Source organism: Achromobacter sp. UBA2119, assembly GCF_002331005.1.
Classification (GTDB): domain Bacteria; phylum Pseudomonadota; class Gammaproteobacteria; order Burkholderiales; family Burkholderiaceae_B; genus Achromobacter; species Achromobacter animicus.
Map to the genome: position 1 here is coordinate 58,034 of NZ_DCYD01000010.1, position 25,040 is coordinate 83,073.

Genomic DNA, 25,040 nt, shown 5'->3' on the forward strand with positions numbered 1-25,040 from the left:
CGCGCACTTTAATCAATGAGGATATTCATGAACGCAGTCAGTCTGTCCCGATCCCTTGGTGCGAACCAGCGTGGATTTTCCTTGATGGAAGTGTCCATCGTCACGGCCATCGTCCTGCTCATCGCCATCGTCGGCATCCCTGCCATTGGCGGGTATGTCATTGAAAACAAAGTGCCGAAGGTCGGCGAAGAATTGCAGCGGTTCATCGCCAGCATGAAGATCAACGCGCAAGGCGGTGGCGTGACACCGTACACGGGGCTGGACACCGGCGCCCTGGCCAACGCGCTGCGCGACTCTACGGTGCTCTCGGTGCAGGGCGCGGGCGCCGCGGCGAGCGTGGCGCACGGCCTGGGCGGCTCCGGCATCGGCGGCAGCGGCGTAGTGCAGGTCGAGCCCGCGTCCGTCGATGGCGCGGGGATGGGCTCGGCGTTCACGCTCACGCTCACCAATGTCAGCCACGCAGCCTGCCCAGCGCTCGCGTCCGTGCTTCAACGCGTGTCGGAAATCATCTCCATCAGCGGCAGCAGCGGCGCCAAGGTCGTCAAGGATTCAATCGCCAATCCCGCGACGCCATACCGCGCCGCGCAGGCCCAGGCGCAGTGCAGCCAGGGCGACGTAAACACTTTTGTCTTCACTGCACGATGAGCGCGCACCGGGTGGTTCGGCTTTTCCCGGCTTGGCATCAGCGTCCGTTGTTGTCCCGGCAGCAGGCAGGCTTTTCGCTCATCGGACTGGCGCTGGCGCTGGCCATCACCACGGCCATCGCCATCTGGGCATCCAACGCGGTCGTCCACGGCATCGAGGCATCTGCCGCCCGTTCAACGGGCGTTTGGCTGACGCAGATCCGGCTGGCGGTGACGGATATGCTGTCCCGGCACTCCGAGGCGCTGACCAAGGGGGAACCTCCTCAGGACAGCCAGGGCCAGCCGCTGTTCGCCGATGCGCTGCGGCCCACGCTTTCCGAGCTTCGGGTGCAGGGCCACCTGCCTGCGGACTTTCCCGACCGGTCGGCGCTGGGTTTCGGCGCGGACATCCGGCTCCTGCGCAGCCAGGCCTGTCCCGACGAGCCTTGCCGGATCGACGGCGTCGTCGCTGCCGACAAACCTTTGTTGAAAAAGGGGACGCAATTGCCGGACGAGGTCGCCATGGCTTCGGTCATCGCGTCCGCGGGCGGCTACGGCGGGGCCGTGTGGCCGCAAGCGCCGTTCCAGTTGCGAGGCGCCGCCTATGCGTTTCCCAACCCGCCGGCTGCCGACGCGCTCGCGTATCCGCCTGGCACGCTTGCCCTGTGGGCGGGCACGGGCAGCGGGCAGCCTGACATGAGCGGCTATGTGAAGATGCGCGACACCCGCGATCCGGATCTGCAAGGCAATCTGTCTGTCGCAGGCAACGTGGACGCCGGTGGTTACGTCACCGTCGGAGCCCGGGAGATCCCAGGCCATGCCTGCGGCGTTTCAGGCGGAACGCTGGCCACCTCGGCCGCCGGTCAGCTGCTTTCCTGCGAATCTGGCATCTGGACGCAGGCAAGCGGAGGCTTTGGGGGCGCCTACAGCACCAACTATCCGCTCGGCTGCTTCCATTACTCGGGCTTGTCTACGGCCAATCCTCGCACGGGCCAGTGTTCCTGCCCGCCCGGCTACGCCGAGGTCATCGTGTCCGCCGGCGGAAAATGGACGGAAACCGAGGGTTGGACCACGGGTTTCGTCTGCGTCCGATGATGGCCATTTTGCCCATATCCCGCGTATCCCCGCCAACCCTCTATAATTGGCGATTCGCCCTAAATTCTGCTTCATCCACGATGAAATCCTCCGAGATTCGCCAGCAGTTCCTGCAATTCTTCAAGTCCAAGGGACACACCATTGTTCCCTCGTCGTCGCTCGTCCCGGGCAACGACCCGACCCTGCTCTTCACCAATTCGGGCATGGTCCAGTTCAAGGACGTCTTCACGGGCAAGGAATCGCGGTCGTACACGCGTGCCACCTCGTCGCAGCGCAGTGTGCGCGCCGGGGGCAAGCACAACGACCTGGAGAACGTGGGCTACACCGCCCGCCACCACACGTTCTTCGAAATGCTGGGCAATTTCAGCTTCGGCGACTACTTCAAGCGCGACGCCATCCAGTACGCCTGGGAGCTGTTGACGCAGGTCTACAAGCTGCCGGCGGAAAAGCTCTGGGTGACGGTCTACCAGGAAGACGACGAGGCCTACGACATCTGGGCCAAGGAAGTGGGCGTGCCGACCGAGCGCATCATCCGCATCGGCGACAACAAGGGCGCACGCTACGCGTCCGACAACTTCTGGCAGATGGCGGACACCGGCCCCTGCGGTCCGTGCTCCGAAATCTTCTTTGATCACGGCCCCGAGATCTGGGGCGGCCCCCCGGGATCCCCCGAAGAAGACGGCGACCGCTACATCGAAATCTGGAACCTGGTGTTCATGCAGTTCGAACGCGACGCCGCCGGCAACATGCCGCGCCTGCCGCGTCCCTGTGTCGACACGGGCATGGGTCTGGAACGCATCGCCGCCGTCCTGCAGCATGTGCATTCCAACTACGAAATCGATCTCTTCCAGCACCTGATCGCCGCCGCCGCGCGCGAAACCGGCATCAAGGACCTCGAAGACAACTCGCTCAAGGTCATCGCCGACCACATCCGCGCCTGCTCGTTCCTCATCGTCGACGGCGTGATTCCCAGCAACGAAGGCCGCGGCTACGTGCTGCGCCGCATCGTGCGCCGCGCGCTGCGCCACGGCTACAAGCTGGGCCAGACCAAGCCCTTCTTCCATCGCCTGGTGCCGGATCTCGTCGCCGAAATGGGCGAGGCCTACCCGGAACTGGCCGCCGCCGCGGATCGCGTGGCCCAGGTCCTCAAGCAGGAAGAAGAACGCTTCGGCGAAACCCTCGAACACGGCATGCGCATCCTGGACAACGCCTTGGCCAACGTGCCCAAGGGCGGCGTGCTGGACGGCACCACGCTGTTCACGCTGTACGACACCTACGGCTTCCCGGTCGACCTCACGGCCGACATCTGCCGTGAACGCGAAGTCGAAGTCGACATGGCCGGCTTTGAAGTCGCCATGGAACGCCAGCGTGACCAGGCCCGCGCGGCCGGCAAGTTCAAGATGGCCGAAGGCCTCAGCTACGAAGGCGCCGAAACGCGTTTCGAAGGCTACGAGAAGCTTGAGCTGGACAACGTGAAGGTCACGGCCCTGTACGTGGACGGCACGCAGGTGCAGGAAGTCAAGGCCGGCCAAAGCGCCGTCGTCGTGCTGGACGCCACCCCGTTCTATGCGGAGTCGGGCGGCCAGGTCGGCGATACCGGTCTGCTCGAAGCCGATGGCGTGCGCTTTGCCGTCGCCGACACCCTCAAGATCCAGTCCGGCGTGTTCGGCCATCACGGCACACTGGAATCCGGCTCGCTGGCCGTCGGCGACACGCTGCTGGCCCGCGTGGACGCCGTCCGCCGCGCCCGCACGGTGCGCAACCACTCGGCTACGCACCTGATGCACAAGGCGTTGCGCCAGGTGCTGGGCGCGCACGTGCAGCAGCGCGGCTCGCTCGTCGATCCCGACAAGACCCGTTTCGACTTCGCGCAGGATGCCCCGCTGACGGCTGAGCAGATCGCCCGCGTCGAAGCCATCGTCAACGCCGAAGTCCTGGCCAACCATCCCACCGTTGCCCAGGTCATGGGCTACGACGATGCGGTCAAGGGCGGCGCCATGGCGCTGTTCGGTGAAAAATACGGCGATACTGTGCGCGTGCTCGACATCGGCTTCTCGCGCGAACTCTGCGGCGGCACGCACGTCACCCGCACGGGCGACATCGGCCTGTTCAAGATCGTGTCCGAAGGCGGCGTGGCCGCGGGCGTCCGCCGCATCGAAGCCATCACCGGCGACAATGCGCTGGCTTGGGTGCAGAACCAGAACGCCTTGCTGACCCAGGTGGCCGGCATGCTGCGCAGCACCCCGGCCGATCTGCCGGCGCGCATTGCGCAGGTGCAGGACCAGGTCAAGACGCTCGAAAAGGAACTGGAGCAGTCGCGCAACAAGCTCGCGGCCAGCGCCGGCAATGACCTGGCCTCCAGCGCCGCGGTCGACGTCAAGGGCATCAAGGTTCTGGCGGCCAGCATCGGCGACGTCGATCCCAAGGCGCTGCGCGGCATGGTCGACAACCTGAAAGATCGCCTTAAGCCTGCTGTCGTGCTGCTGGCCACCGGCTCGGCCGATGGCAAGATCAGCGTGGTCGGTGGCGTCACCGCCGACCTGACCGACCGCATCAAGGCGGGCGATCTGGTGGGCTTTGTGGCCAGCCAAGTGGGCGGCAAGGGCGGTGGCCGTCCCGACATGGCCATGGGCGGCGGCACGGATATCGCTGCGCTGCCCGCAGCCATCGCTGGCGTGCAGAAGTGGGTGGACGAGCGCCTCTGATGAGCGACGTCGATTCCCGTCTCGATGCCGGCGCCGATGCGCCGGTGTTCGACCAAGACGTCGATGCCAGCGGGCTGACGTGCCCCTTGCCCATCCTGCGCGCCAAGAAGGCGCTTGCAACGATGGAAAGCGGGCAGGTCGTGCGCGTCATCACAACGGACCGCAATGCGATCCGCGATTTTCAGGCGTTTGCGCGTCAGACCGGCAATGCGCTGGTCGCGCAGCAAGAGGCCGACGGTCGCTGCGTGCATTTCCTGCGCCGGCGCTAGCCGGGCGGGCATTCGCTTCATGAACAAGGCCCGCTTGAAAGCGGGCCTTGTTCTTTGCGGGCGTCAGTTTGGCTAATTTTTTGCCTTTTTGAGGCGGCCCTTTATACCCGCCTGTCCTTGCCTACCTGTGAATGGCCGCGGCGACCGCCTGCGTGATCGTGAAGTCCACCAGATCACCTTCCTTCAACTGCTGAAGTTTTGCGCGCAGCGCCGGATCCCTGACCTGGATGGTGCGCCTGCCGCCTTGGGGTCCCTTCAGGATCACCAGGTTTGCGCTCCGGTTGATGTGCCAGATTTCGGCCGTGATCGTGGTCTGCCGGCCCACTGCGCCGCCGGGCATCGCGCCCTTGGCCGAACGGGTCGCGGCGGTCTCGGTCACGACTTCGGGCGCACCGGAACCGGCGGGACGCACGTCCACGGCCACCGACTCGTAATAGTCGAGCGTCAGCGTGTCGCCCGCCTTGATCTGCTTGAAGTTGCGGATGTCCGGTCCGGCCACGATGTCCACAGTATTGCCGTCGGCGCCGCGCAGGGTGATGGTCCGGCTGGCCTGGTCCACCGCCGTCACCTGGCCGGAGGCCGTCGTGAGTGCCGCCCCGATCACGCGCGCGGGCGCCTCGGTGGGCAACGCCAGCGCGCCCGCCAGCAATCCCGCCATCGCCAGGCGCGCAACGGGTGAGAAGACTGATTTTTGGTTCTTCATGGTTTGCTCACTCCAGTTAAACGACTTCTTGTGGGGAAAAAGCGGAGTCAGGCAGGGGGCGCGGCAACGCAGCCTGGATCTTCCGGGCGCTTGCAGCAAAGTCGGGGTGGCAGGAGGAGGCTGCCGCTTCATGGCGGCCAGCAAGGGCAGGGCGTAGCGTATTGCGCGGGTCGACATGAAATCCGATCTCTCCAATCAGATTGCTCTTCAGACGCACCAACTGCTCAAACGCATGACAACCGGGGTAGGCCGCAGATGTGGGCATGTGGGCGCCGGCGAAACCGCGCGCACAGCCTCGAACGCAATGATGCCGGGGCCGCCTGCAGATCGAGCCGCAGCAGGGCTGGGCTCGTGCTTGTAGAATACCCGGATGTGGTGTTTTAGGATACAAATCGCACCGCATCACAGATTCTTCGGCACTCGCATTTGCCAGCAGGCTCCTTTCAGTGCTAGAATTTCCCGTTTTTCACAACTAATTCAAGGGATTACCTATGGTGGTGATTCGCCTGGCCCGCGGTGGGTCCAAGAAGCGTCCGTTCTACAACCTGGTGGCCACCGATTCGCGTAACCGTCGCGACGGCCGTTTTATCGAGCGCGTGGGTTTTTACAACCCCGTGGCTAGCGAAGGCACGGAAAACCTGCGCATTGCGCTGGATCGCGTGCAGTACTGGACCGGCACCGGCGCGCAACTGTCGCCCGCCGTCGAGCGTCTGGTCAAGGAATACTCGGCCAAGGTTTCCGCCGCGGCCTAATTGCCCGCGACGCACATCCTTAGCTGATTCTGGAGCAGCAGGTTTTCCACGCTTAGAGCCTCGCGCTTGAAAGCGGATATTCCTGGCTGCTTCATTGCTATCCAAGCCTGATAAAGAGCACGATAAATGCCTGATGCCGCAACCTCAAACGCGGCGCCTACGGATTTGGTCGAGCTGGGCCGCATCACTGCAGCCTACGGTGTGAAAGGCTGGGTTAAAGTGCAGCCGCATTCGGCCAACGCCGAAGTGCTGCTCTCAGCGTCTCAATGGTGGTTGACTCGCCCTGTGCCTGAATTGGCGCGGGGCGCTGTCGCGTCTGCGCCTGTCGCATTCAAGATCTTGCAAGTCCGTTCGCAGGGAGCCACCGTGGTGGCGCAACTGCAGGGCATCACGGATCGCGACCAGGCCGAAGCGTTGCGCGGACATACCGTGCAAGCGCCGCGCGGATCATTTCCCGCGCCCGAGGAAGACGAATACTACTGGGTCGATCTCATTGGTTGCGCGCTGTACTCCAGCGCCAACGGCGAACCCGCCCGAATTGGCGTGGTCAGCGAGGTCCTCGACAACGGTGCTCACGCCGTGTTGAAGGTCCTGCTGCAGAAGGGTGAAGGCGAAAGCCCCGAACCCGTCCTGGACGCCAAGGGCCGACCCGCCGAAATGCTTGTGCCGTTCGTACGCGCGCATATCCACGCCGTTGATCTGGCTGCCCGCCGCATCGACAGCGACTGGCCCGCGGATTTTTGATGCGTATCGACGTCGTTACGCTATTTCCCGAAATGTTCGGGGTGGTGCGCGACCTCGGCGTCACCGGCCGGGCTCACGCCCAGGGCCGGTGGCAGCTTCATGCCTGGAATCCCCGCGATTTCACGCATGACGTACACCGCACCGTGGACGACCGCCCCTACGGCGGCGGCCCCGGCATGGTGATGATGCCGGGTCCTTTGGAGGCCGCCGTCAATGCCGCCCAGCAGGCGCGCGCCGCGCAGGGCCTGGGTCCCGCCCCGGTGGCGCTGCTTGCGCCAGTCGGCCGGCGCTATGACCAGGCCGGCGCCGAAGCGCTGGCCGCCAGCGATGGCCTCATTCTCATCTGCGGCCGTTACGAAGGCGTGGACCAGCGCTTCATCGATCGCTGTGTCACGCAGGAAATCTCGCTCGGCGACTTCGTCCTCTCTGGCGGTGAAATCGCGGCGCTTGCCGTGATCGATGCCGCGGTGCGTCTTTTGCCGGGCGTGCTCAACGACGGCGATTCCGCCCTGCAAGATTCCTTCAACGACACCTTGTCTGGCTTGCTGGACAGCCCGCACTACACGCGCCCGGAAGTCTACGAGGGCGAAGCGGTGCCGGCGCCGCTGTTGAGCGGGCACCACGCCAATATCGCGCGCTGGCGGCGCGAGCGGTCGCTGGCATTGACTGCCGCACGCCGGCCCGAACTCATCGAGTCGGCGCGCGCAAAAGGCTGGCTGAGCAAGCTGGACGAGCGCTATCTGGCCGAGTTGGCCGGCACGCCGTTGCCTGCGGAGCCGGGCACAAGACGCCGTCGCCCGCGCAAACCCGGTGCGGACGCCGCGCCCGCGGGGCAGATCCAACCCAACTCCACCCCGGATTCCAGCCCCGATCCCAAGCCCAATCCGTCCGACGCCTCCTGACCGTCGCGCCGGCCCGCCACGCCCACAACGCTAGGGAAGTCCCTGGATTGTGGGCGTTTTCGCGGCTCCTTAGTATTGAAAATTACATGCCCATGAAATTTTCATATGAGCCGCTCTGCCGCCGTTCGCCGTGCCAGCGCAGCACCCTCGTCGCCCGCCCACGCGGGGCGGCCGGAGTCGGCCGTCGATCTGTGGCTGGGTCAGCAGTTGCGTCAGTTGCGCAAGCAACAGGGACGGTCGCTGGCTGACGTCGCCCGAACCTGCGGCATGTCGCTCGGCCTGCTCAGCCAGATCGAAAGAGGGTTGAGCTCGGCCTCCGTCAAAGTCCTTCATCTCCTGGCGCGCGAGTTTCGCGTGTCGGTCAATGCGTTGTTGCGCAACGCCGAGCATACCGGCGGCGAAGAGGATGGCCGCGTAGCCCGCGCGGGCACGCACCGCCATATCGACTTGAAGGAAAAGGGCATCAGCAAAGAGATGTTCACGCCCTCGGCCTGCCGCAGCATGGACCTGTGCCGCGCTTCCATCGCGCCCGGCGGCTCCACCGGCACCGAGCTCTTCGTGACGGGGCAGGGCGAGCAGATCGGCCTGGTGCTCAAGGGCGTGCTTGAACTATGGGTGGGCGACCGCGTCATCCGCCTGCAAGCGGGCGACAGCTTTTGCTACGCCAGCAGCACGCCGCGCCGCTGGTGCAATCCGGGGACGCAGACGACCGAGGTCATCTGGGCCATCTCCAACATCACTCAAGCCGCGGAGGACAACACGTCACAAGCGCCCTGAGCGCGCAGCACTCAAGCGGCGGAACGCGCGGGGAGCGTGCCGCCACCGGACGCGTCACGCGCGGCCCGGCCTTCTTTGCCACGATGAGGATATGTCATGAAATTCAAGACTTTTGTTGTCTCTGTATTCGCAGCATTGTCCATGGCGGCGGGCGCCCAAGCCCAGACGGTATTGAAGGTGGGGTCCACGCCCACCGGCAGCCCATTCACCTTTCTCGATACCAAGACGAACAGCATCGAGGGCGTGATGGTCGATATCGTGAAAGCGGTGGGCAAGGAGGCCGGGTTCTCGGTGCAGATAGAGCCCATGGCGTTTTCCGCACTGATCGGATCGCTGACATCCAAGCGCATCGACATCGTGTCGGCGGCGATGTTCATCACGCCGCAGCGCCAGCAGGTGGTGAGCTTCTCCGAGCCCGTCTATCGCTACGGCGAGGGCCTGATGGTGCTCAAGACCGACAACAAGGAATACAAGTCCTTCGCCGATATGAAGGGCATGACCGTCGGCGTGCAGGTCGGCACTGCCTTTGTCGAGCCCATTCAAAAGAGCGGCGTGTTCAAGGAAGTGAAGCTTTACGACAACCCGCCAGACATGATGCGCGACGCCAACGCCGGCCGCATCCAGGGCGGCTTCATGGACTATCCCATCGCCGCGTACGTCCTGTCGCAGGGCAACTATCCCAACCTGAAGATGGCGCAGTCGTACCAGCCGACGATCATGGGAAGCCTTGGGCTTGCCACGCGCAAGGACGACACCGAGCTGCTTGATCGCATCAACAAGGCGCTGGCCAAGCTGAAAGCCGACGGCGCCATTGACGCGATCCTGAAGAAGTGGGGCCTGGGCGGCGCGTGATGCCGGTCGGGCCGACTCAGTTCAGGCATTTGCAGCATCCCGCCGGCGCGTTCGGTCGCGTCGGCGGACGCAGCGCATCCGCGGCACTTCTCTGGCCGTTTCCCAAGCGGTCATCGCGGGCTGTCTTCTCGGAGTGGGTGGACTCATGACGGAATTCTTGAAAGACGCGGCAGAGTTCATGCCGATCCTGCTGGAGGGCGCCAAGCTCACCATTCTGGTCACGCTGGGTTCCCTTGCGCTGTCCACGGTGCTGGGCCTGGTATGGGCGTTGATGCGGGTGTCCGGCAACAAGTATCTGTCGGGCTTCAGCGCGGGCCTTGTCAATCTGTTGCGCGGCATTCCGATCATCGTGCTGCTCTTCTACATCTACTTCGTGATGCCGGACATGGGCGTGTCGCTGAGCGCGGTGCACGCGGCCATCATCGGCCTGGGCATCGCGTATTCCGCCTATCAGGCGGAGAATTTCCGCGCCGGCATCCAGGCAATCGACCGCGGACAAATCGAAGCGGCGATGGCCATGGGCATGGGTTGGGGCCTGACGATGCGGCGCGTCGTGCTGCCGCAGGCCGTGAAGATCGTCCTGCCGCCGTACGGCAACATCATGATCATGATGCTGAAGGACTCGTCGCAGGCGTCCACCATTACCGTCGCCGAGCTGGCGCTGCAAGGCAAGCTCATCGCCGTATCCACCTTCAAGAACGCCACGGTGTTCACGCTGGTGGCGCTGATGTACCTGGTGATGTGCGTGCCGCTCATCCTGCTGGTGCGGCACCTGGAAAAACGGAGCGCCATCAAATGATCAGCCTGCAAGGCGTAAGGAAGAGCTTTGGTCCGCTCGAGGTTCTGAAAGGCATCGACGCCGAAGTCGAGCAGGGCGAGGTCGTGTGTGTGGTGGGTCCGTCCGGCTCGGGCAAGTCGACCATCCTGCGGTGCATCAACGGACTGGAACGCTACAACGCCGGTCGCATCACCGTGGACGGCGAGCTCGTCGATTGCGACGCGCCTTCCATCGTGTCGATCCGCACGCAGGTGGCGATGGTGTTCCAGCGCTTTAACCTGTTTCCGCATCGCACGGCGCTGGAAAACGTCATCGAAGGCCCGATCTTCGTGAAGAAGGAACCTCGCGCCCAGGCGGTGGAGCGCGGCCGCGAATTGCTGGCCAGCGTGGGGCTGGCGGACAAGGAGCACGCGCATCCGAATCAGCTATCCGGCGGCCAGCAGCAGCGCGTGGCGATCGCGCGGGCGCTCGCGATGCAACCCAAGGCGATCCTGTTCGACGAGCCCACCTCGGCGCTCGATCCCGAACTGGTCGGCGATGTGCTGGGCGTCATGCGCAAGCTGGCCGAGGCCGGCATGACGATGGTCGTCGTCACCCACGAAATGAGCTTTGCGCGCGAGGTCGCCGACCGCGTCATGTTTTTCGACGGCGGGGTCATGGTGGAGCAGGGCGCCGCCCGCGAAGTGCTGAATCATCCGCAGCATCCGCGCACGCAGGACTTCCTGCGGCGCGTGCTGCATCCCATGTAAGGAAGGAAGCCCCATGCAGCCAGCGCCGTTTCCGCTTTCCCCGTCACTGTGGGCGGCCACCGCGGCGCCGCCGCCGCCCACCGGGCCGCTGGACGCGTCGGCGCAGGCCGATGTCGCCGTGATCGGCGGCGGCTATGCCGGCTTGTCCACCGCGTTGCACCTGGCCGAGCGCGGTGTGAAGGTCGTACTGCTGGAGGCGCGCGAGATTGGCTTCGGCGGATCGGGCCGCAACGGCGGTCAGGTCATTCCCGGTTTGAAGTACGACCCGGATGATCTGATTTCGATGTTCGGCCCCGAACGCGGGGAGCGGCTGACACGGTTTGCCGGTGCGACGGCCGATGTCGTCTTTGACCTGATCGAGCGCCATGCAATGGATGTGCCGCGCGTGCGCGCCGGGTGGATCCAGGGGGCGCACACGCCGCAGGCGTTGCGCATCGCGCAAGGCCGCGCGGCGCAATGGGCGCGCCTTGGCGTGGACGCCCAGCCACTGGACCGCGCGCAGGTCGCGCGCCTGATCGGCACGGACAAGTATCTGGGCGGATGGGTCGACCGGCGGGCAGGCGCGGTGCAGCCGCTGAGCTACGCGCGCGGCCTGGCGCGCGCCGCGCTGAATGCGGGCGCGATGCTGCACACCGACACGCCCGTCACCGGGTTGAGGCGTGACGGCGGCAAATGGACGGTGTCCACGGCTCGCGGTCCCTCGGTCAGCGCCGATCGCGTGGTGATGTGCACCAATGCCTACGGCGGCGATCTGTGGCCCGGTCTCAAGCCGTCCATCATCGACGCCAACACGTTCCAGGTGGCAACCGCGCCGCTGTCGGACCGCGTCCGCGCGGGCATATTCCCCGAGGGCCACGTCACTTCCGACACGCGCAATCTGTTGCTGTACTTTCGTCTGGATCACCAGGGCCGCTTGCTGATGGGTGGCCGCGGCCCCTTCCGCGAGCCCAAGGGCGAGTCGGACTGGGCGCATCTTGAGCGCGTGATGGTGAAGATGTTTCCGCAGGTGGCGGGCACGCCCTTTGAATACCGCTGGTGCGGCCGGGTTGCCGTCACGCGCGACTATCTGCCGCATCTGCATGCGCCGCAGCCCGGGTTGCTGGTAGACATCGGCTGTCAGGGCCGCGGCGTCGGCTTGCAGACCTGCATTGGCGCGGCCATGGCCGAATACGTCGCCACGGGCGATGCCAATGCGTTGCCCGTGCCGCTGTCGCCGATCGTGCCGTTTCCGCTGTATCCGCTCCGCCGCCTGTACGTCAATGCGGTGGTGAGCTGGTACCGCATGACGGACGGCGGGGTTTGAGGGGCGGCCGCGTCCGCGACCCGATCCCCGCCAACCCCCCAAAACAGAAACCCCGGAACGGTGTCCGGGGTTTCTGGGCTTCACATCAGGCGCTGGGATCAGTCGCCCAGCTTGGCGCGCTGCTCCTGCACCTTCTGCAGGGTTTCGCTGAACTGCGCCATGCGGGCCTTTTCCTGCTCGACGACGGCGGCGGGGGCGCGCTCGACGAAGCTGGCGTTGGACAGCTTGCCCTTGGCCTTGGCGATTTCACCGGCCAGACGGGCGATTTCCTTGTCCAGGCGCACGCGCTCGGCGGCCACGTCGACTTCAACGTGCAGCATCAGGCGGCTGCTGCCCACGACCTGCACGGGCGCACCGGCGTCGGGCAGCACGTCCAGCACGTCGACCTGGCTCAACTTGGCCAGCGCGGCCAGGTACGGCGCGTTGCGCGTCAGCATCGGCGCGTCGCCCTGGGCGCACAGCGGCACCTTCTGGGCGGGCGACAGGCTCATCTCGCCGCGCAGCGCGCGCACGGCTTCGACCTGCGCCTTCAGTTCGGCCACGTCGGCTTCGGCGGCGGTGTCCACCGCATCCGGGTTGGCCTTCGGGTAGGGCTGCACGCTGACGCTGGCGGCAACGCCTTCCTTGCGCTTGCCGGCCACGACAGACACCTTCTGCCACAGCTCTTCTGTGATGAACGGGATGATCGGGTGGGCCAGGCGCAGCACGCATTCCAGGACGCGGATCAGGGTGCGGCGGGTGCCCAGTTGCTGGGCCGGCGTGCCGGTCTGGATCTGCACCTTGGCCAGTTCCAGATACCAGTCGCAGTATTCGTCCCACACGTAGCGATAGAGCGCGTTGGCGATGTTGTCGAAACGGTAGTCGGCAAAACCGCGCGCCACGTCGGCTTCCAGCGTCTGCATCTGGCTGATGATCCAGCGGTCCACGAAGGACAGCTCGCCGGCATCCGGCACCGTCAGGTCATGGCCTTCGGTGTTCATCAGCACGAAGCGCGTGGCGTTCCAGAGCTTGTTGCAGAAATTGCGGTAGCCCTCGCAACGCTTCAGGTCGAAGTTGATGTTGCGGCCCAGCGTGGCGTAGGCCGCCATGGTGAAGCGCAGCGCGTCGGTGCCGTAAGCGGGGATGCCGTCCGGGTACTGGCGGCGCGTGGCCTTTTCGATCGCGCCGGCCTGCTTCGGGTTCATCAGGCCGTAGGTGCGCTTGGCGACCAGGCCGTCCAGGTCGATGCCGTCGATCAGGTCGACGGGGTCCAGCGTGTTGCCCTTGGACTTGCTCATCTTCTGGCCGTCGGCGTCGCGGATGAGACCGTGCACGTAGACGTGCTTGAACGGGATCTGGCCGGTCAGGTGCGTGGTCAGCATGACCATGCGCGCCACCCAGAAGAAGATGATGTCAAAGCCCGTGACCAGGACGCTGGAGGGCAGGTAACGCTGCAGGTCCGGCGTGTTTTCCGGCCAGCCCAGCGTCGTGAAAGGCACCAGGCCCGACGAGAACCACGTGTCCAGCACGTCGGGATCGCGCGTGAGCGGACCCGTTACGCCAGCGGCGCGCGCCTGTTCGATCGCGCCGGCTTCGTCGTGGGCGACGAACACCTGGCCGTCTTCCGAGTACCAGGCCGGAATCTGGTGGCCCCACCAGAGCTGGCGCGAAATGCACCAGTCCTGGATGTTGTTGAGCCACTGGTTGTAGATGGTGGTCCAGTTGTCCGGGTAGAACTGGATGCGGCCGTCGGCCACGACTTCCAGCGCCACCTCGGTGATGCTCTTGCCCGGGTTCAGCGTGCCTTCCGGCGCGGGCTTGCTCATGGCAACGAACCACTGGTCGGTCAGCATGGGCTCGAGCACGACGCCGGTGCGGTCGCCCTTGGGCTGCATCATCTTGTGCGGCTCGACCTTGACCAGATAGCCCTCGGTCTCCAGTTGCGCAACCACGGCCTTGCGGGCCTCGTAGCGTTCCATGCCCTGGAACTGCTGGGGACCGTTTTCGTTGATGTGCGCGTCCAGCGTGAAGATCACGATCAGCGGCAGATCGTGGCGCATCGCGCAGGCGTAGTCGTTGAAGTCGTGAGCGCCCGTGATCTTCACGCAGCCCGTGCCGAATTCGGGGTCGACGAAGTCGTCGGCAATGATGGGAATGTTGCGGTCGCAAAGCGGCAGTTCGACTTGCTTGCCCACCAAGTGCTTGTAGCGGGGATCATCGGGATGCACGCACAGCGCGCCGTCGGCCAGCATGGTTTCCGGACGGGTCGTGGCGATGGTCATGCCGCGCAGGGTGACGGTCTGGCCATCCTTGTCCACGATGGTCTGCGGGCCGTCAACGAACGGGTACAGGATGTGCCACATGTGGCCATCGGTCTCTTCGGACTGCACTTCCAGGTCGGACACGGCCGTGAGCAGCTTGGGATCCCAGTTGACCAGGCGCTTGCCGCGATAGATCAGTCCCTGTTTATGCAGACGGACAAAGGTTTCCACCACCCCGCGCGACATGCGGTCGTCCATGGTGAAGTATTCCCGCGGCCAGTCGGCCGAGGCGCCCAGGCGGCGCACCTGCCCGGTGATGGCGCTGCCCGACTTTTCCTTCCATTCCCACACTTTCTCGACGAACTTCTCGCGGCCCAGGTCGTGGCGCGAAACCTTTTGGGCGTCGAGCTGTCTTTCAACGACGATCTGCGTGGCGATGCCGGCGTGGTCGGTGCCGGGAATGAACACGGTGTCGTCGCCCGACATGCGGTGGTAGCGCACCAGCCCGTCCATGATGGTCTGGTTGAACGCGTGGCCCATGTGCAGCGTGCCCGTGACGTTGGGCGGCGGGAACTGGACGACGTACGGCTGGCTTTCCGTCCCCGTTTCCACATGCTGGCCCGCGGCGAAGTACCCGCGCTTGTCCCACTCGGCATACCAGCGGGATTCCAGTTCGGAGGGTTCGAAGCTCTTCGAGAGTTCCGGGGTTTCGCCGGCGATGGGCGCGGCGTTCGGTGGAGCAGCTTGAGTCATTACTAAGTTCCGGCAGACAGGGGCGCCCGGGTAGGGAGCGGGCAGCAAACCGCTCATTTTAAGATGTATTGCGGTCTTCTCGGCGTGTTAGAATGCCGGGTTGCTGTAAACCTTTTAGAAGTCCCTGAATTCATTGAGGATTCCTTCGGAAATGCGTGCAGAATCATAGGATTCGCGTGCAACCGGAATCCCGCTTGCATTCCAGGATGCGTCCGACAGGTCGGCAGTGTCGAATCCTGTTTTGGCGGTGGTTCAGAACGGCCCGAGCCCCGCCAAGCAATTAACTAGAAACCCGTCAGAAATCAGTTTTCGGAGTCTTTTATGTCCATCCAACGCACCCTCTCGATCATCAAGCCCGACGCCGTCGCCAAGAACGTGATCGGCCAGATCGTCGGCCGTTTCGAGCAAGCCGGCCTGAAGGTCATCGCCGCCCGCCTGACCCAACTGTCGCGCGCCGACGCCGAGCGTTTCTACGCCGTGCACGCCGCCCGTCCCTTCTTCAAGGACCTGGTCGACTTCATGATCTCGGGCCCCGTGTTCGTGCAAGTGCTGGAAGGCGAAGACGCCATCCAGAAGAACCGCGACCTGATGGGCGCCACGGACCCCAAGAAGGCTGAAGCCGGCACCATCCGCGCCGATTTCGCCGACAGCATCGACGCCAACGCCGTCCACGGCTCCGACGCTCCGGAAACGGCCGCTGTCGAAGTGGCTTTCTTCTTCCCCGAAATCAACATCCACAGCCGTTAATTTTTGGCTTAAGTTGTTGAAAGCGCTTTAAGTTTTACCTGGTTATGGACTCCGTCGAACGAATCAATCTGCTGGGGCTGGACGGCTCCGCCCTGTCCGAATTGGTCGGGCAGTGGGGCGGCAAGCCGTTTCGTGCCCGCCAGTTGCAGCGCTGGATGCACCAGCGCGGCGCCGATTCGTTCGACGCCATGACCGACCTGGCCCGCGATTTTCGCAGCCAGCTTGCGTCGAATTGCCGCATCGAGGCATTGCCCGTCAACATCGAGCAGCGCTCGACCGACGGCACCCGCAAGTGGCTGTTTGATGTGGGGCAGGGCAATGCCATCGAAACCGTCTTCATCCCCGAAGACGACCGCGGCACACTGTGCATTTCCAGCCAGGCCGGCTGCGTGGTGAACTGCCGCTTCTGCTCGACCGGGCACCAGGGCTTCAACCGCAACCTGAAGACCAGCGAAATCATCGGTCAGTTGTGGTGGGCCAAGCGCGTGCTCGAAGCCGACATCGGCACGGCCCGCCTTGAAAGCGCCCGTGCCACCGAAGACACGCGCGTCATCAGCAACGTCGTCATGATGGGCATGGGGGAACCCCTGCTCAACTACGACCAGGTCCTGCCCGCGCTGCGCCTGATGCTCGACGACAACGCGTACGGCCTGTCGCGCCGCCGCGTCACCGTGTCCACCTCCGGCGTCGTCCCCATGATGGACCGCCTGTCGCAAGACTGTCCCGTGGCACTGGCCGTTTCGCTGCACGCGCCCAACGACGCGCTGCGCGACGAGCTCGTGCCGCTGAACAAGAAATACCCGCTGAAAGAGTTGCTGGCTGCTTGCGAACGCTATCTCGCGTTTGCGCCCCGCGACTTCATCACGTTTGAATACTGCATGCTGGACGGCATCAACGACACCGACCAGCACGCCAAGGAACTGATCCACATTGCACGCCAGGTGCGCTGCAAGCTGAACCTCATCCCGTTCAACCCATTCCCCGCCTCCGGCCTGAAGCGATCGGCCTCGGCGCGGGTGAAGGTGTTTGCCCAGCGTCTCATGGACGCCGGCATCATCACCACGGTCCGCAAAACCCGGGGCGACGACATCGATGCGGCTTGCGGCCAACTGGCCGGAGAGGTGCGGGACCGCACTCGGATCACCGAGCGCAATGCCGCACAGCGCCAGACCATACCAATTAAACAGGTGCACGCATGACGCAGGATTTCGCTTCTGCAGTTTCCGACTCGTCCGCCGCCGCGGTGGGCAGCGTGGGCGCCGCCTTGCGCGGCCTGCGCCTATCCAAGGGCTGGTCGCTCGACGAGGTCTCCAGCCGCATCAAGTTTTCCACCAAGCAGATCGAAGCCCTTGAAAACGAACAGTGGGATCACCTGCCCACCGGCGTTTCCTTGCGCGGCCTCGTCCGCAACTATGCGCGCCTGCTGGGCGCCGACGCCGAGGCCATCGTCGATTCGCTCGACCCCAAGGCCCGCGTCACCGGCCCGGCCAAGCTCAGCCCCAGTTCGCTGCATTCGGCGCATTCCATTCCCCAATCCAGCGCCGACGACGACCGCTCGTCCACGACGTCCTGGGGCTGGCTGATCGCCATCGTGCTGGTGCTGGCCGCCGGCGTGGCATATGCCTTCTGGCAAGGTTGGCTGCCGCAGCAGTGGCTGCCGGCCGACTGGCTGCCGAAGTCGACCAAGTAACACGGTTCCACCCGATGCAAGATTCTTCTCTGCCTTGCCAGGACGCGCCGCCTCCCCCGGTGGGAGCCGCAGCGCGCCGCGCCACGCGTTCCGTGGCGATCAAGTGGGGCGATCGCGTCGTGACGGTGGGCGGAGACGCCCCGGTCGTGGTCCAGTCCATGACCAACACCGACACCGCGGACGCCATTGCCACCGCGATCCAGGTCAAGGAACTGGCGCTGGCCGGCTCCGAGCTCGTGCGCATCACCGTGAACACGCCGGAAGCCGCCCGCGAGGTCGTCGCCATCCGCGAACAGCTCGACCGCATGGGCGTGAACGTGCCGCTCGTGGGCGACTTCCACTACAACGGCCACAAGCTGCTGACGCAGTTTCCGGAATGCGCCCAGGCGCTGTCCAAATACCGCATCAACCCCGGCAACATGGGGGGCGGCAAGCGCCGCGACGACAACTTCGCGCAGATGATCGAAGTCGCCTGCCGCCACGACAAGCCGGTGCGCATCGGCGTCAACTGGGGCAGCCTCGACCACGAACTCATGGCGCGCAAGATGGACGAAAACAGCCGGCGCGCCCAGCCCTGGGAAGCGCAGGCCGTCATGCGCGATGCGCTCGTTGTTTCGGCCATCAGCAATGCCCAGCGCGCCGAAGAACTCGGCCTGCGGCGCGACGCAATCATCCTGTCGTGCAAGGTCAGCCATGTCCAGGATCTCATCGCGGTCTACCGTGATCTGTCCGCCCGTTGCGACTATCCCCTGCATCTTGGCCTGACCGAGGCGGGCATGGGCAGCAAGGGCATCGTGGCCTCGACCGCCGCGCTTGCCGTGCTGATGCAGCAAGGCATCGGCGACACCATCCGCATTTCGCTCACGCCTGAACCCGGCGGCGAGCGCAGCCGCGAAGCCATCGTCGCGCAGGAAATCCTGCAAACCATGGGACTGCGCGCCTTCACGCCCATGGTCGTCGCCTGCCCGGGCTGCGGCCGCACCAGCAGCACGTTCTTCCAGGAACTTGCCGACAGCATCCAGTCGTTCCTGCGCCGGCAGATGCCGGTGTGGCGCGCGCAATACCCCGGCGTCGAATCTATGAACGTCGCGGTGATGGGCTGTGTGGTCAATGGGCCGGGCGAAAGCCGTCATGCCGACATCGGCATCAGCCTGCCGGGTACGGGCGAAGTGCCGGCCGCGCCGGTGTTCGTCGACGGCGAGCGTACGGTGACGCTCAAGGGCGACCATATCGCCGAAGAGTTCCAGGCCATCGTTGAAGAATACGTTGCGCGCCGTTATGGCGCGCTCGCCTCTCACTAAAGTAAGGGTGTAGCCACTGGCGCGCGTCTCGGGCGCGCCAGCGGCATGATCAAGATGACTCAAGCTTTCCAGAAAGTCGCCGCCATACGCGGCATGAATGATCTGCTGCCGGGGGCTAGCGCCCGCTGGGAGCAATTCGAGGAAATCGTGCGCGGCTGGCTGCGCGGCTACGGCTATCGCAATGTGCGCACGCCGGTGCTTGAGCATACGCGCCTGTTTGCGCGCGGTATCGGCGAAGTCACCGACATCGTCGAAAAAGAGATGTACACGTTCACCGACGCGCTCAACGGCGAATCGCTGACTATGCGCCCCGAGATGACCGCCGGCATCGTGCGCGCCTCCATCGAGCACAACCTGCTCTATGACCGTCCGCAACGCGTCTACTCCATCGGTCCCGTCTTCCGCCACGAGCGCCCGCAGCGCGGCCGCTACCGCCAGTTCCACCAGATCGACGTCGAGGCCCTTGGCTTTGCCGGTCCCGATGTGGACGCGGAACTCATCGTCATGCTGGCCCGCCTCTGGAAGCTGCTGGGCCTGAAGGACGTGCGCCTCGAACTCAATTCGCTGGGCCAACCCGCTGAGCGCGCCGCGCACCGCGCTGCCCTGATCCAGCATCTGGAAAAGCACCGCGACATCCTCGACGAGGACGGCCAGCGCCGCATGTACAGCAATCCGCTGCGCGTGCTGGACACCAAGAACCCCGCCATGCAGGAAATGGCTGACAGCGCGCCGCGCCTGTTCGACTTCCTGGGCGAAGAGTCCCGTGCGCACTTCGACGGCGTGTGCCAGCGCCTCACCGACGCCGGCATCGAATACCGCTTGAACCCGCGTCTGGTCCGCGGCCTGGACTACTACAACCTCACCGTCTTCGAATGGGTCACCGACCGTCTCGGTTCCCAAGGCACGGTTTGCGGCGGCGGCCGCTATGACGGCCTGGTCGAACTCTTGGGCGGCAAGACCGCGCCGGCCGTGGGCTTTGCCATCGGCATGGAGCGTCTGCTCGACCTCTGGGAGCAAAGCGTTGAAATCGCCGCGCCGGCCGAGTGCGATGTCTACATCGTGCATCAGGGCGAAGACGCGCAGCGCCTGGCTGCCCGGGTCGGCGAAGACCTGCGCGACGCGGGCCTCTCGGTCATCGTGCATGCCGGATCGGCAGGCTTCAAGTCGCAATTCAAGCGCGCGGACGCCAGCGGCGCCCGCGTTGCGGTTATCCTTGGCGCCGACGAAGTGGCGTCGCAGACGGCCAGCGTCAAGTTCCTGCGCGCAGAAGAGCAGGGCGAGGCGGCGCAGCAACAGGTTCCGCTGGCAAAGCTGGCCGACGCATTGAACAACAAGGGTTAAGGCATGGCATACGATCTTGAAGAACAGGAAAAACTCGACGCGATCAAGGCGTGGTGGGCCCGCTACGGGACGCTGCTGCTGGCCCTGACGACGGTGGTGCTCCTGGCTTGGGGCGGTTGGTGGGGCTGGAAGGCGTACGAATCGCATCAGGCCAACCAGGCCATGGGTTACTTCGAAGCGCTGGAAGACGCCGCTCGCCTGGGCGGCGCCGATTCCTCGGTGCGCATCAAGACCGCCGCCTCGACGCTGCGCGAAAAATATCCCAACACCGGCTATGCCGCGCGCGGCGCCCTTGTGGCAGCGCAGGCCCTGCAGGCGCAAAAGGACGACGCCGGCGCCCGCGAACAGCTCGAATGGCTGGCTGGCCAAGGCAAGAACCCCGCCATGCAAGCCGTGGCGCGCCTGCGTCTGGCAGGCATGATGCTGGACCAGAAGCAATACGATGCCGCGCTGGCGCAGTTGAACAATCCGCCGGCCGCCTTTGCCGCCTTGTTCGCTGACCGCCGCGGCGACGTGCTGGCTGCGCAAGGCAAGCGCGAGGAAGCGCGCGCGGCCTGGCAGAGCGCCATTGATGGCCTGGGCCTGGCCAATCCCCTGACCCAGGTTGTGCAACTGAAACTGGATGCCTTGAGCGGAGCGTGACTGTAATGCGTAAATTTGCACCTGGCCGTACGTGGCGCGGCGCCGTTCTGCTGGCAAGCCTGCTTGCCCTGGGTGGTTGCGGCATGTTTTCCCATGACGACGGCCGTTACGATCCCGCGCCCTTGACCGAATACAAGGCCGGCATGTCCGTGCGCCAGGTCTGGTCCACGTCCATCGGCAGCGGCTCCGGCCTGGGCTTCGCGCCCACCGTGCTCGGCGACGCCATCTATGCCGCGACGCCTGACGGCTCCGTCGGCAAGTTCGATCTGCAAAGCGGCCGTGTCATCTGGAAGGCCAAGGCCGACACCAAGTTGTCTGCCGGCGCTGGCAGCGATGGCACGACCACCGCCGTGGCGTCCCCCAACGGCGACGTCATCGCCTTCGACGACACCGGCAAGGTGAAATGGAAGGTCCGCGCCACCAGCGACGTCGCCATCCCGCCGGTTGTCGGCTACGGCATCGTCGTTGTTCGCAGCGGCGACTATCGCATCCAGGCCTTCGACGCCAACAGCGGCGAGCGCGTCTGGAGCGTGCAGCGTCCCGGCCCCTCGCTCGCCTTGCGCAGCGTTGCGCAGATGGTCCTGGCCGAAGGTCTGGTCATCACGGGTCTGCCTGGCGGCAAGCTCCTTGCCATTGCGTCCAACAGCGGCAACGTGCAATGGGAAGGCACCGTCGCGACGCCGCGCGGCGCTGGCGACCTGGAGCGCCTGACCGACGTGGTCGGCGCGCCTCGCATCGCCGGCAACCTGCTGTGCGCGGTCGCTTATCAGGGACGTATCGTTTGCTTTGACGTCACCGCCGGCGGCCGTCCGCTCTGGACGAAAGACTTCTCCAGCGTCAGCGGTCTCACCCTGGACGACCGCTTCGCCTTTTCTGCCGACCAGAACAGCGTAGTCAATGCGTTTGCGCTGGATAATGGCGGTAATCTCTGGAAGCAGGCCGCCCTGAAGAACCGCCAGGTCACCGCTCCGGCTATGCTGGGGGGTGCGCTGGCTGTCGGCGATCTGGACGGATATGTGCATTTCCTGTCGCGCAGCGATGGCAGTCTGATGGCGCGTCTGTCGGTGGGTGGCGGCGCGGTCGTGTCGCCGCCGCAGACGACGCCCCAAGGCGTGCTGGTCCAGACGGGCAATGGCAATCTCGTCCTGATCGGCACCAACTGAACCTTATAAAACAAAGCCTTTTACCGTGTCTTTCAAGCCTGTCGTTGCCCTGGTCGGCCGCCCCAATGTGGGGAAATCGACCCTTTTCAACCGCCTGACGCGATCGCGCGCCGCGCTGGTGGCCGATTATTCCGGCTTGACCCGCGATCGCCATTACGGCGAGGGCAGGGTGGGCGATATTCCGTTCATCGCCATCGATACCGGCGGCTTCGAGCCCGTGGCCAAGGACGGCATCCTGCTCGAAATGGCCCGCCAGACCCGGCAGGCCATCGCCGAGGCGGACGTCGTCGTGTTCCTGGTGGATGCGCGCGCGGGCATCAACGCGCACGACCACGAAATTGCGCAACTGCTGCGCAAATCCGGCCAGCAGCGCGTGCTGCTGGCGGTGAACAAGGCCGAAGGCATGGGCCTGGGGCCCGCCATCGCCGAGTTCCATGAACTCGGCCTGGGCCAGCCCTATCCGATTTCGGCGGCGCATGGCGACGGCATCGTCGATCTGATCGAGCTCGCGCTCAAGGATCTGGCCGAACCGCCTGCCGAAGAAGAACCCGCCGAAGAAGGCGAACACGATCATCGCATCAAGCTGGCGATCGTGGGCCGTCCCAACGTGGGCAAGTCCACGCTCATCAACACGTTCATGGGCGAAGAACGCGTCATCGCGTTCGACATGCCAGGCACCACGCGCGACGCGATCGAAATCGATTTCGATCGCGACGGACGCCGCTACACGCTCATCGACACCGCCGGCCTGCGTAAGCGCGGCAAGGTGTTCGAGGCCGTCGAAAAGTTTTCCGTCATCAAGACCTTGCAGGCCATCGAGGCCAGCAACGTCGTGCTGCTGATGCTCGACGCGCAAACCGAAATCTCCGAGCAGGACGCGCACATCGCCGGGTTCGTGCTGGAAACCGGGCGTGCCGTGGTCGTGGCCGTCAACAAGTGGGATGGCCTGGACGGCGAAGAAAAGGAACGCATCGAGCGCGAGTTCAACCGCAAGCTGCGCTTTCTGTCATTCGCGCGCGTCCACACGATCTCGGCGCTGCGCGGGCAGGGCATCAAGCCCTTGCTCAAGTCCATCAATGCCGCACACGCCGCCGCGTTTGCCAAGCTGTCCACGCCCAAGCTCACGCGCGAGCTGCAAGCCGCGGTCGAACAGCAGCAGCCGCCGCGCAAGGGCATCTTCCGTCCCAAGTTGCGCTACGCGCACCAGGGCGGACAGAACCCGCCGCTGGTCGTCATCCACGGCAATGCGCTGGACGCTATTCCCGACTCGTACCGCCGGTACCTCGAAACGCGTTTCCGCAATGCGTTCGACCTGGCCGGTACGCCGCTGCGCATTGAATTCAAGTCTTCGCACAACCCCTACACGCAGGAAAGCTGATCCATGAGCCGTTTCTGGAGTCCCGTTGTCGGGACGCTCAGTCCGTATGTGCCGGGCGAGCAGCCCAAGCTTCAGAATCTGGTCAAGCTGAACACCAACGAGCATCCTTACGGGCCGTCGCCCAAGGTGCTCGATGCGATCCGCGCGGCCTGCGACGACACGCTCAAGCTCTATCCGGATCCCTCCTCGGACCGCCTGCGCGAAGCCATCGCCACGGCCGTCGGCGCACAGCCGCAGCAGGTGTTCGTGGGCAACGGATCCGACGAGGTGCTGGCGCACGCATTTCTTGCGCTGCTCAAGCATGATCGCCCGCTGCGGTTCCCGGACATCACCTATAGCTTCTACCCGGTGTATTGCGGCTTGTACGGCATCGAGTTCGAAACGATGCCGCTCACCGCGGACTTCCGCATCGACGTCGAAGACTACCTGCCGGCGCGCCATGGTCATGCCGGCGCCATCATCTTCCCGAACCCCAATGCCCCCACCGGCCGCGCACTCAGCGCCGCCGAAGTCGAACGCATCGTCGCCGGCAACCCTGACACGGTCGTCGTCGTGGACGAGGCGTATGTGGATTTCGGCGCCGAATCGGTGATCCCGCTGGTCTCGCGATACGACAACCTGCTGGTGGTGCAGACGCTTTCCAAGTCGCGCTCGCTGGCCGGTTTGCGCGTGGGCTTTGCCGTGGGCAGCGCCGCGCTCATCGACGGCCTGGAGCGGGTAAAGAACAGTTTCAACTCCTACCCCATCGATCGGCTGGCATCCGCCGGCGCAGTGGCGGCGCTGGAGGATACGGAGTATTTTGAGCAGACCCGCAAAGCCGTGATCGAAACCCGGTCGCGCATGACCGCAGGGCTGGAGTCGCTGGGCTTCGAGGTGCTCCCGTCGGCGGCGAACTTCGTGTTCGCACGCCACCCGGAAAAAGACGCCGCGACGCTCGCCGCCGCCCTGCGTGAACGCAGCATCATCGTGCGTCATTTTCGTCATGCGCGAATCGACCAATTCCTGCGCATCACGGTGGGTACGGAAGGCCAATGCGACATGCTTCTGCAAGCGCTCGACAAGATCCTGCAGGCGTGATTTCAAGGGCTTTTCAGCTGGAAAACTCTGGTCTCATTTTTGCTTCCCGGCCAAGTAGCACGGGCCGGGAAAACCCTGTAGAGTACGTGTTTCGGCGTGCTCCACCAGTACAAAAAGCGCGTCATCACTCAATAACAATCAAATGGAGCCTGGCCAATGAGCAATAAAGGGCAAACTCTGCAAGATCCGTTCCTCAACACGCTGCGCAAGGATCATGTGCCCGTGTCGATCTACCTCGTGAACGGCATCAAGCTTCAAGGGCAAATCGAATCCTTCGACCAATACGTGGTGCTGCTGCGCAATACGGTCACCCAAATGGTCTACAAGCACGCCATCTCGACCGTCGTTCCCGCGCGTGCCGTCAATTTTCAAGTGGAAGTCCCTGCTGAGTAATCTCGCTCCAGCTTTACCTTTTATTGCCCGCCAGACGGTTCCCGTCGGCGGGCATTTTCGCTT

The 25,040-nt window shown here is 64.7% G+C and carries 24 protein-coding genes; 22 read left to right on the top strand and 2 right to left on the bottom strand.

The window, feature by feature from the left end:
* Positions 1-27: 27 nt before the first annotated feature.
* From B3098_RS09790 to B3098_RS09805, 4 genes are all read left to right on the top strand, one after another.
* Entirely contained in the window at positions 28-645 is a 618-nt protein-coding gene (locus B3098_RS09790) for a type 4 pilus major pilin (RefSeq protein WP_175184951.1), read from the top strand.
* Positions 646-695: 50 nt separating this feature from the next.
* The gene (locus B3098_RS09795; protein ID WP_286894775.1) at positions 696-1,718 is read left to right on the top strand and encodes a type II secretion system protein; all 1,023 of its coding nucleotides are present in this window, start codon (positions 696-698) and stop codon (positions 1,716-1,718) included.
* Positions 1,719-1,798: 80 nt separating this feature from the next.
* Positions 1,799-4,423: an alanine--tRNA ligase gene (gene alaS / locus B3098_RS09800; RefSeq protein WP_286894777.1), complete on the top strand. Its 2,625-nt coding sequence runs from the start codon at positions 1,799-1,801 to the stop codon at positions 4,421-4,423.
* Positions 4,423-4,692: a sulfurtransferase TusA family protein gene (locus B3098_RS09805; RefSeq protein WP_279974609.1), complete on the top strand. Its 270-nt coding sequence runs from the start codon at positions 4,423-4,425 to the stop codon at positions 4,690-4,692. Before alaS ends, B3098_RS09805 begins: the two co-directional genes overlap by 1 nt.
* 121 nt (positions 4,693-4,813) lie before the next feature.
* Here B3098_RS09805 and B3098_RS09810 read toward each other — a convergent pair whose 3' ends face one another.
* Positions 4,814-5,395 carry a hypothetical protein gene (locus B3098_RS09810; protein ID WP_175125045.1) on the bottom strand — a complete coding sequence of 194 codons (582 nt, stop codon included), beginning with the start codon at positions 5,393-5,395 and terminating at the stop codon, positions 4,814-4,816.
* Between the two features lie 491 nt (positions 5,396-5,886).
* Here B3098_RS09810 and rpsP point away from each other — a divergent pair, with 491 nt between their 5' ends.
* The 8 genes from rpsP (at position 5,887) to B3098_RS09850 (ending at position 12,252) form a co-directional block, all read left to right on the top strand.
* Positions 5,887-6,147, top strand: a complete 261-nt coding sequence (rpsP, locus tag B3098_RS09815) for a 30S ribosomal protein S16 (protein ID WP_008165084.1) — start codon at positions 5,887-5,889, stop codon at positions 6,145-6,147.
* Between the two features lie 126 nt (positions 6,148-6,273).
* On the top strand, positions 6,274-6,891 hold the full coding sequence (rimM, locus tag B3098_RS09820) for a ribosome maturation factor RimM (protein ID WP_175125044.1): 618 nt from the start codon (positions 6,274-6,276) through the stop codon (positions 6,889-6,891).
* Positions 6,891-7,793 (top strand): tRNA (guanosine(37)-N1)-methyltransferase TrmD, encoded by a 903-nt coding sequence (gene trmD / locus B3098_RS09825; RefSeq protein ID WP_286894783.1) that lies wholly within the window; start codon positions 6,891-6,893, stop codon positions 7,791-7,793. The genes rimM and trmD overlap by 1 nt, the downstream gene beginning before the upstream one ends.
* A gap of 105 nt (positions 7,794-7,898) precedes the next feature.
* The gene (locus tag B3098_RS09830; RefSeq protein WP_279974606.1) at positions 7,899-8,570 is read left to right on the top strand and encodes a helix-turn-helix domain-containing protein; all 672 of its coding nucleotides are present in this window, start codon (positions 7,899-7,901) and stop codon (positions 8,568-8,570) included.
* Between the two features lie 96 nt (positions 8,571-8,666).
* Complete coding sequence (locus B3098_RS09835) at positions 8,667-9,422, top strand: ABC transporter substrate-binding protein (RefSeq protein WP_279974604.1); 756 nt, start codon at positions 8,667-8,669, stop codon at positions 9,420-9,422.
* A gap of 145 nt (positions 9,423-9,567) precedes the next feature.
* Positions 9,568-10,221 (top strand): amino acid ABC transporter permease, encoded by a 654-nt coding sequence (locus tag B3098_RS09840; RefSeq protein ID WP_175125042.1) that lies wholly within the window; start codon positions 9,568-9,570, stop codon positions 10,219-10,221.
* Positions 10,218-10,949, top strand: coding sequence for an amino acid ABC transporter ATP-binding protein (locus tag B3098_RS09845; RefSeq protein WP_175139245.1), 732 nt, complete (start codon positions 10,218-10,220; stop codon positions 10,947-10,949). Before B3098_RS09840 ends, B3098_RS09845 begins: the two co-directional genes overlap by 4 nt.
* Positions 10,950-10,962: 13 nt before the next feature.
* Positions 10,963-12,252, top strand: a complete 1,290-nt coding sequence (locus tag B3098_RS09850) for an NAD(P)/FAD-dependent oxidoreductase (protein WP_286894789.1) — start codon at positions 10,963-10,965, stop codon at positions 12,250-12,252.
* Positions 12,253-12,350: 98 nt separating this feature from the next.
* Here B3098_RS09850 and B3098_RS09855 read toward each other — a convergent pair whose 3' ends face one another.
* Positions 12,351-15,245, bottom strand: coding sequence for a valine--tRNA ligase (locus B3098_RS09855; protein ID WP_175139243.1), 2,895 nt, complete (start codon positions 15,243-15,245; stop codon positions 12,351-12,353).
* Between the two features lie 321 nt (positions 15,246-15,566).
* Between B3098_RS09855 and ndk the strand changes: the two genes are divergently transcribed.
* The 10 genes from ndk to hfq all read left to right on the top strand — a co-directional run bounded on the left by ndk (position 15,567) and on the right by hfq (position 24,977).
* On the top strand, positions 15,567-15,992 hold the full coding sequence (ndk, locus tag B3098_RS09860) for a nucleoside-diphosphate kinase (RefSeq protein ID WP_175125038.1): 426 nt from the start codon (positions 15,567-15,569) through the stop codon (positions 15,990-15,992).
* Between the two features lie 44 nt (positions 15,993-16,036).
* Positions 16,037-17,191 carry a 23S rRNA (adenine(2503)-C(2))-methyltransferase RlmN gene (gene rlmN, locus B3098_RS09865; RefSeq protein ID WP_286894795.1) on the top strand — a complete coding sequence of 385 codons (1,155 nt, stop codon included), beginning with the start codon at positions 16,037-16,039 and terminating at the stop codon, positions 17,189-17,191.
* Positions 17,188-17,682, top strand: a complete 495-nt coding sequence (locus tag B3098_RS09870) for a helix-turn-helix domain-containing protein (protein ID WP_175184960.1) — start codon at positions 17,188-17,190, stop codon at positions 17,680-17,682. Before rlmN ends, B3098_RS09870 begins: the two co-directional genes overlap by 4 nt.
* Before the next feature lie 14 nt (positions 17,683-17,696).
* Positions 17,697-18,983 carry a flavodoxin-dependent (E)-4-hydroxy-3-methylbut-2-enyl-diphosphate synthase gene (ispG, locus tag B3098_RS09875; RefSeq protein WP_279974596.1) on the top strand — a complete coding sequence of 429 codons (1,287 nt, stop codon included), beginning with the start codon at positions 17,697-17,699 and terminating at the stop codon, positions 18,981-18,983.
* Positions 18,984-19,037: 54 nt separating this feature from the next.
* Entirely contained in the window at positions 19,038-20,324 is a 1,287-nt protein-coding gene (gene hisS / locus B3098_RS09880) for a histidine--tRNA ligase (RefSeq protein WP_175125034.1), read from the top strand.
* Positions 20,325-20,327: 3 nt separating this feature from the next.
* Positions 20,328-20,966 (top strand): YfgM family protein, encoded by a 639-nt coding sequence (locus tag B3098_RS09885; RefSeq protein WP_175125033.1) that lies wholly within the window; start codon positions 20,328-20,330, stop codon positions 20,964-20,966.
* Positions 20,967-20,971: 5 nt separating this feature from the next.
* On the top strand, positions 20,972-22,129 hold the full coding sequence (bamB, locus tag B3098_RS09890) for an outer membrane protein assembly factor BamB (RefSeq protein ID WP_175125032.1): 1,158 nt from the start codon (positions 20,972-20,974) through the stop codon (positions 22,127-22,129).
* Positions 22,130-22,154: 25 nt separating this feature from the next.
* Positions 22,155-23,507 (top strand): ribosome biogenesis GTPase Der, encoded by a 1,353-nt coding sequence (der, locus tag B3098_RS09895; protein WP_105238156.1) that lies wholly within the window; start codon positions 22,155-22,157, stop codon positions 23,505-23,507.
* 3 nt (positions 23,508-23,510) lie between these two features.
* Positions 23,511-24,584 (top strand): histidinol-phosphate transaminase, encoded by a 1,074-nt coding sequence (gene hisC, locus B3098_RS09900; RefSeq protein WP_286894801.1) that lies wholly within the window; start codon positions 23,511-23,513, stop codon positions 24,582-24,584.
* 156 nt (positions 24,585-24,740) lie between these two features.
* A complete protein-coding gene (gene hfq, locus B3098_RS09905; RefSeq protein ID WP_006218585.1) occupies positions 24,741-24,977 on the top strand; it encodes an RNA chaperone Hfq in 237 nt (78 codons plus the stop codon).
* The last annotated feature ends 63 nt before the right edge of the window (positions 24,978-25,040 follow it).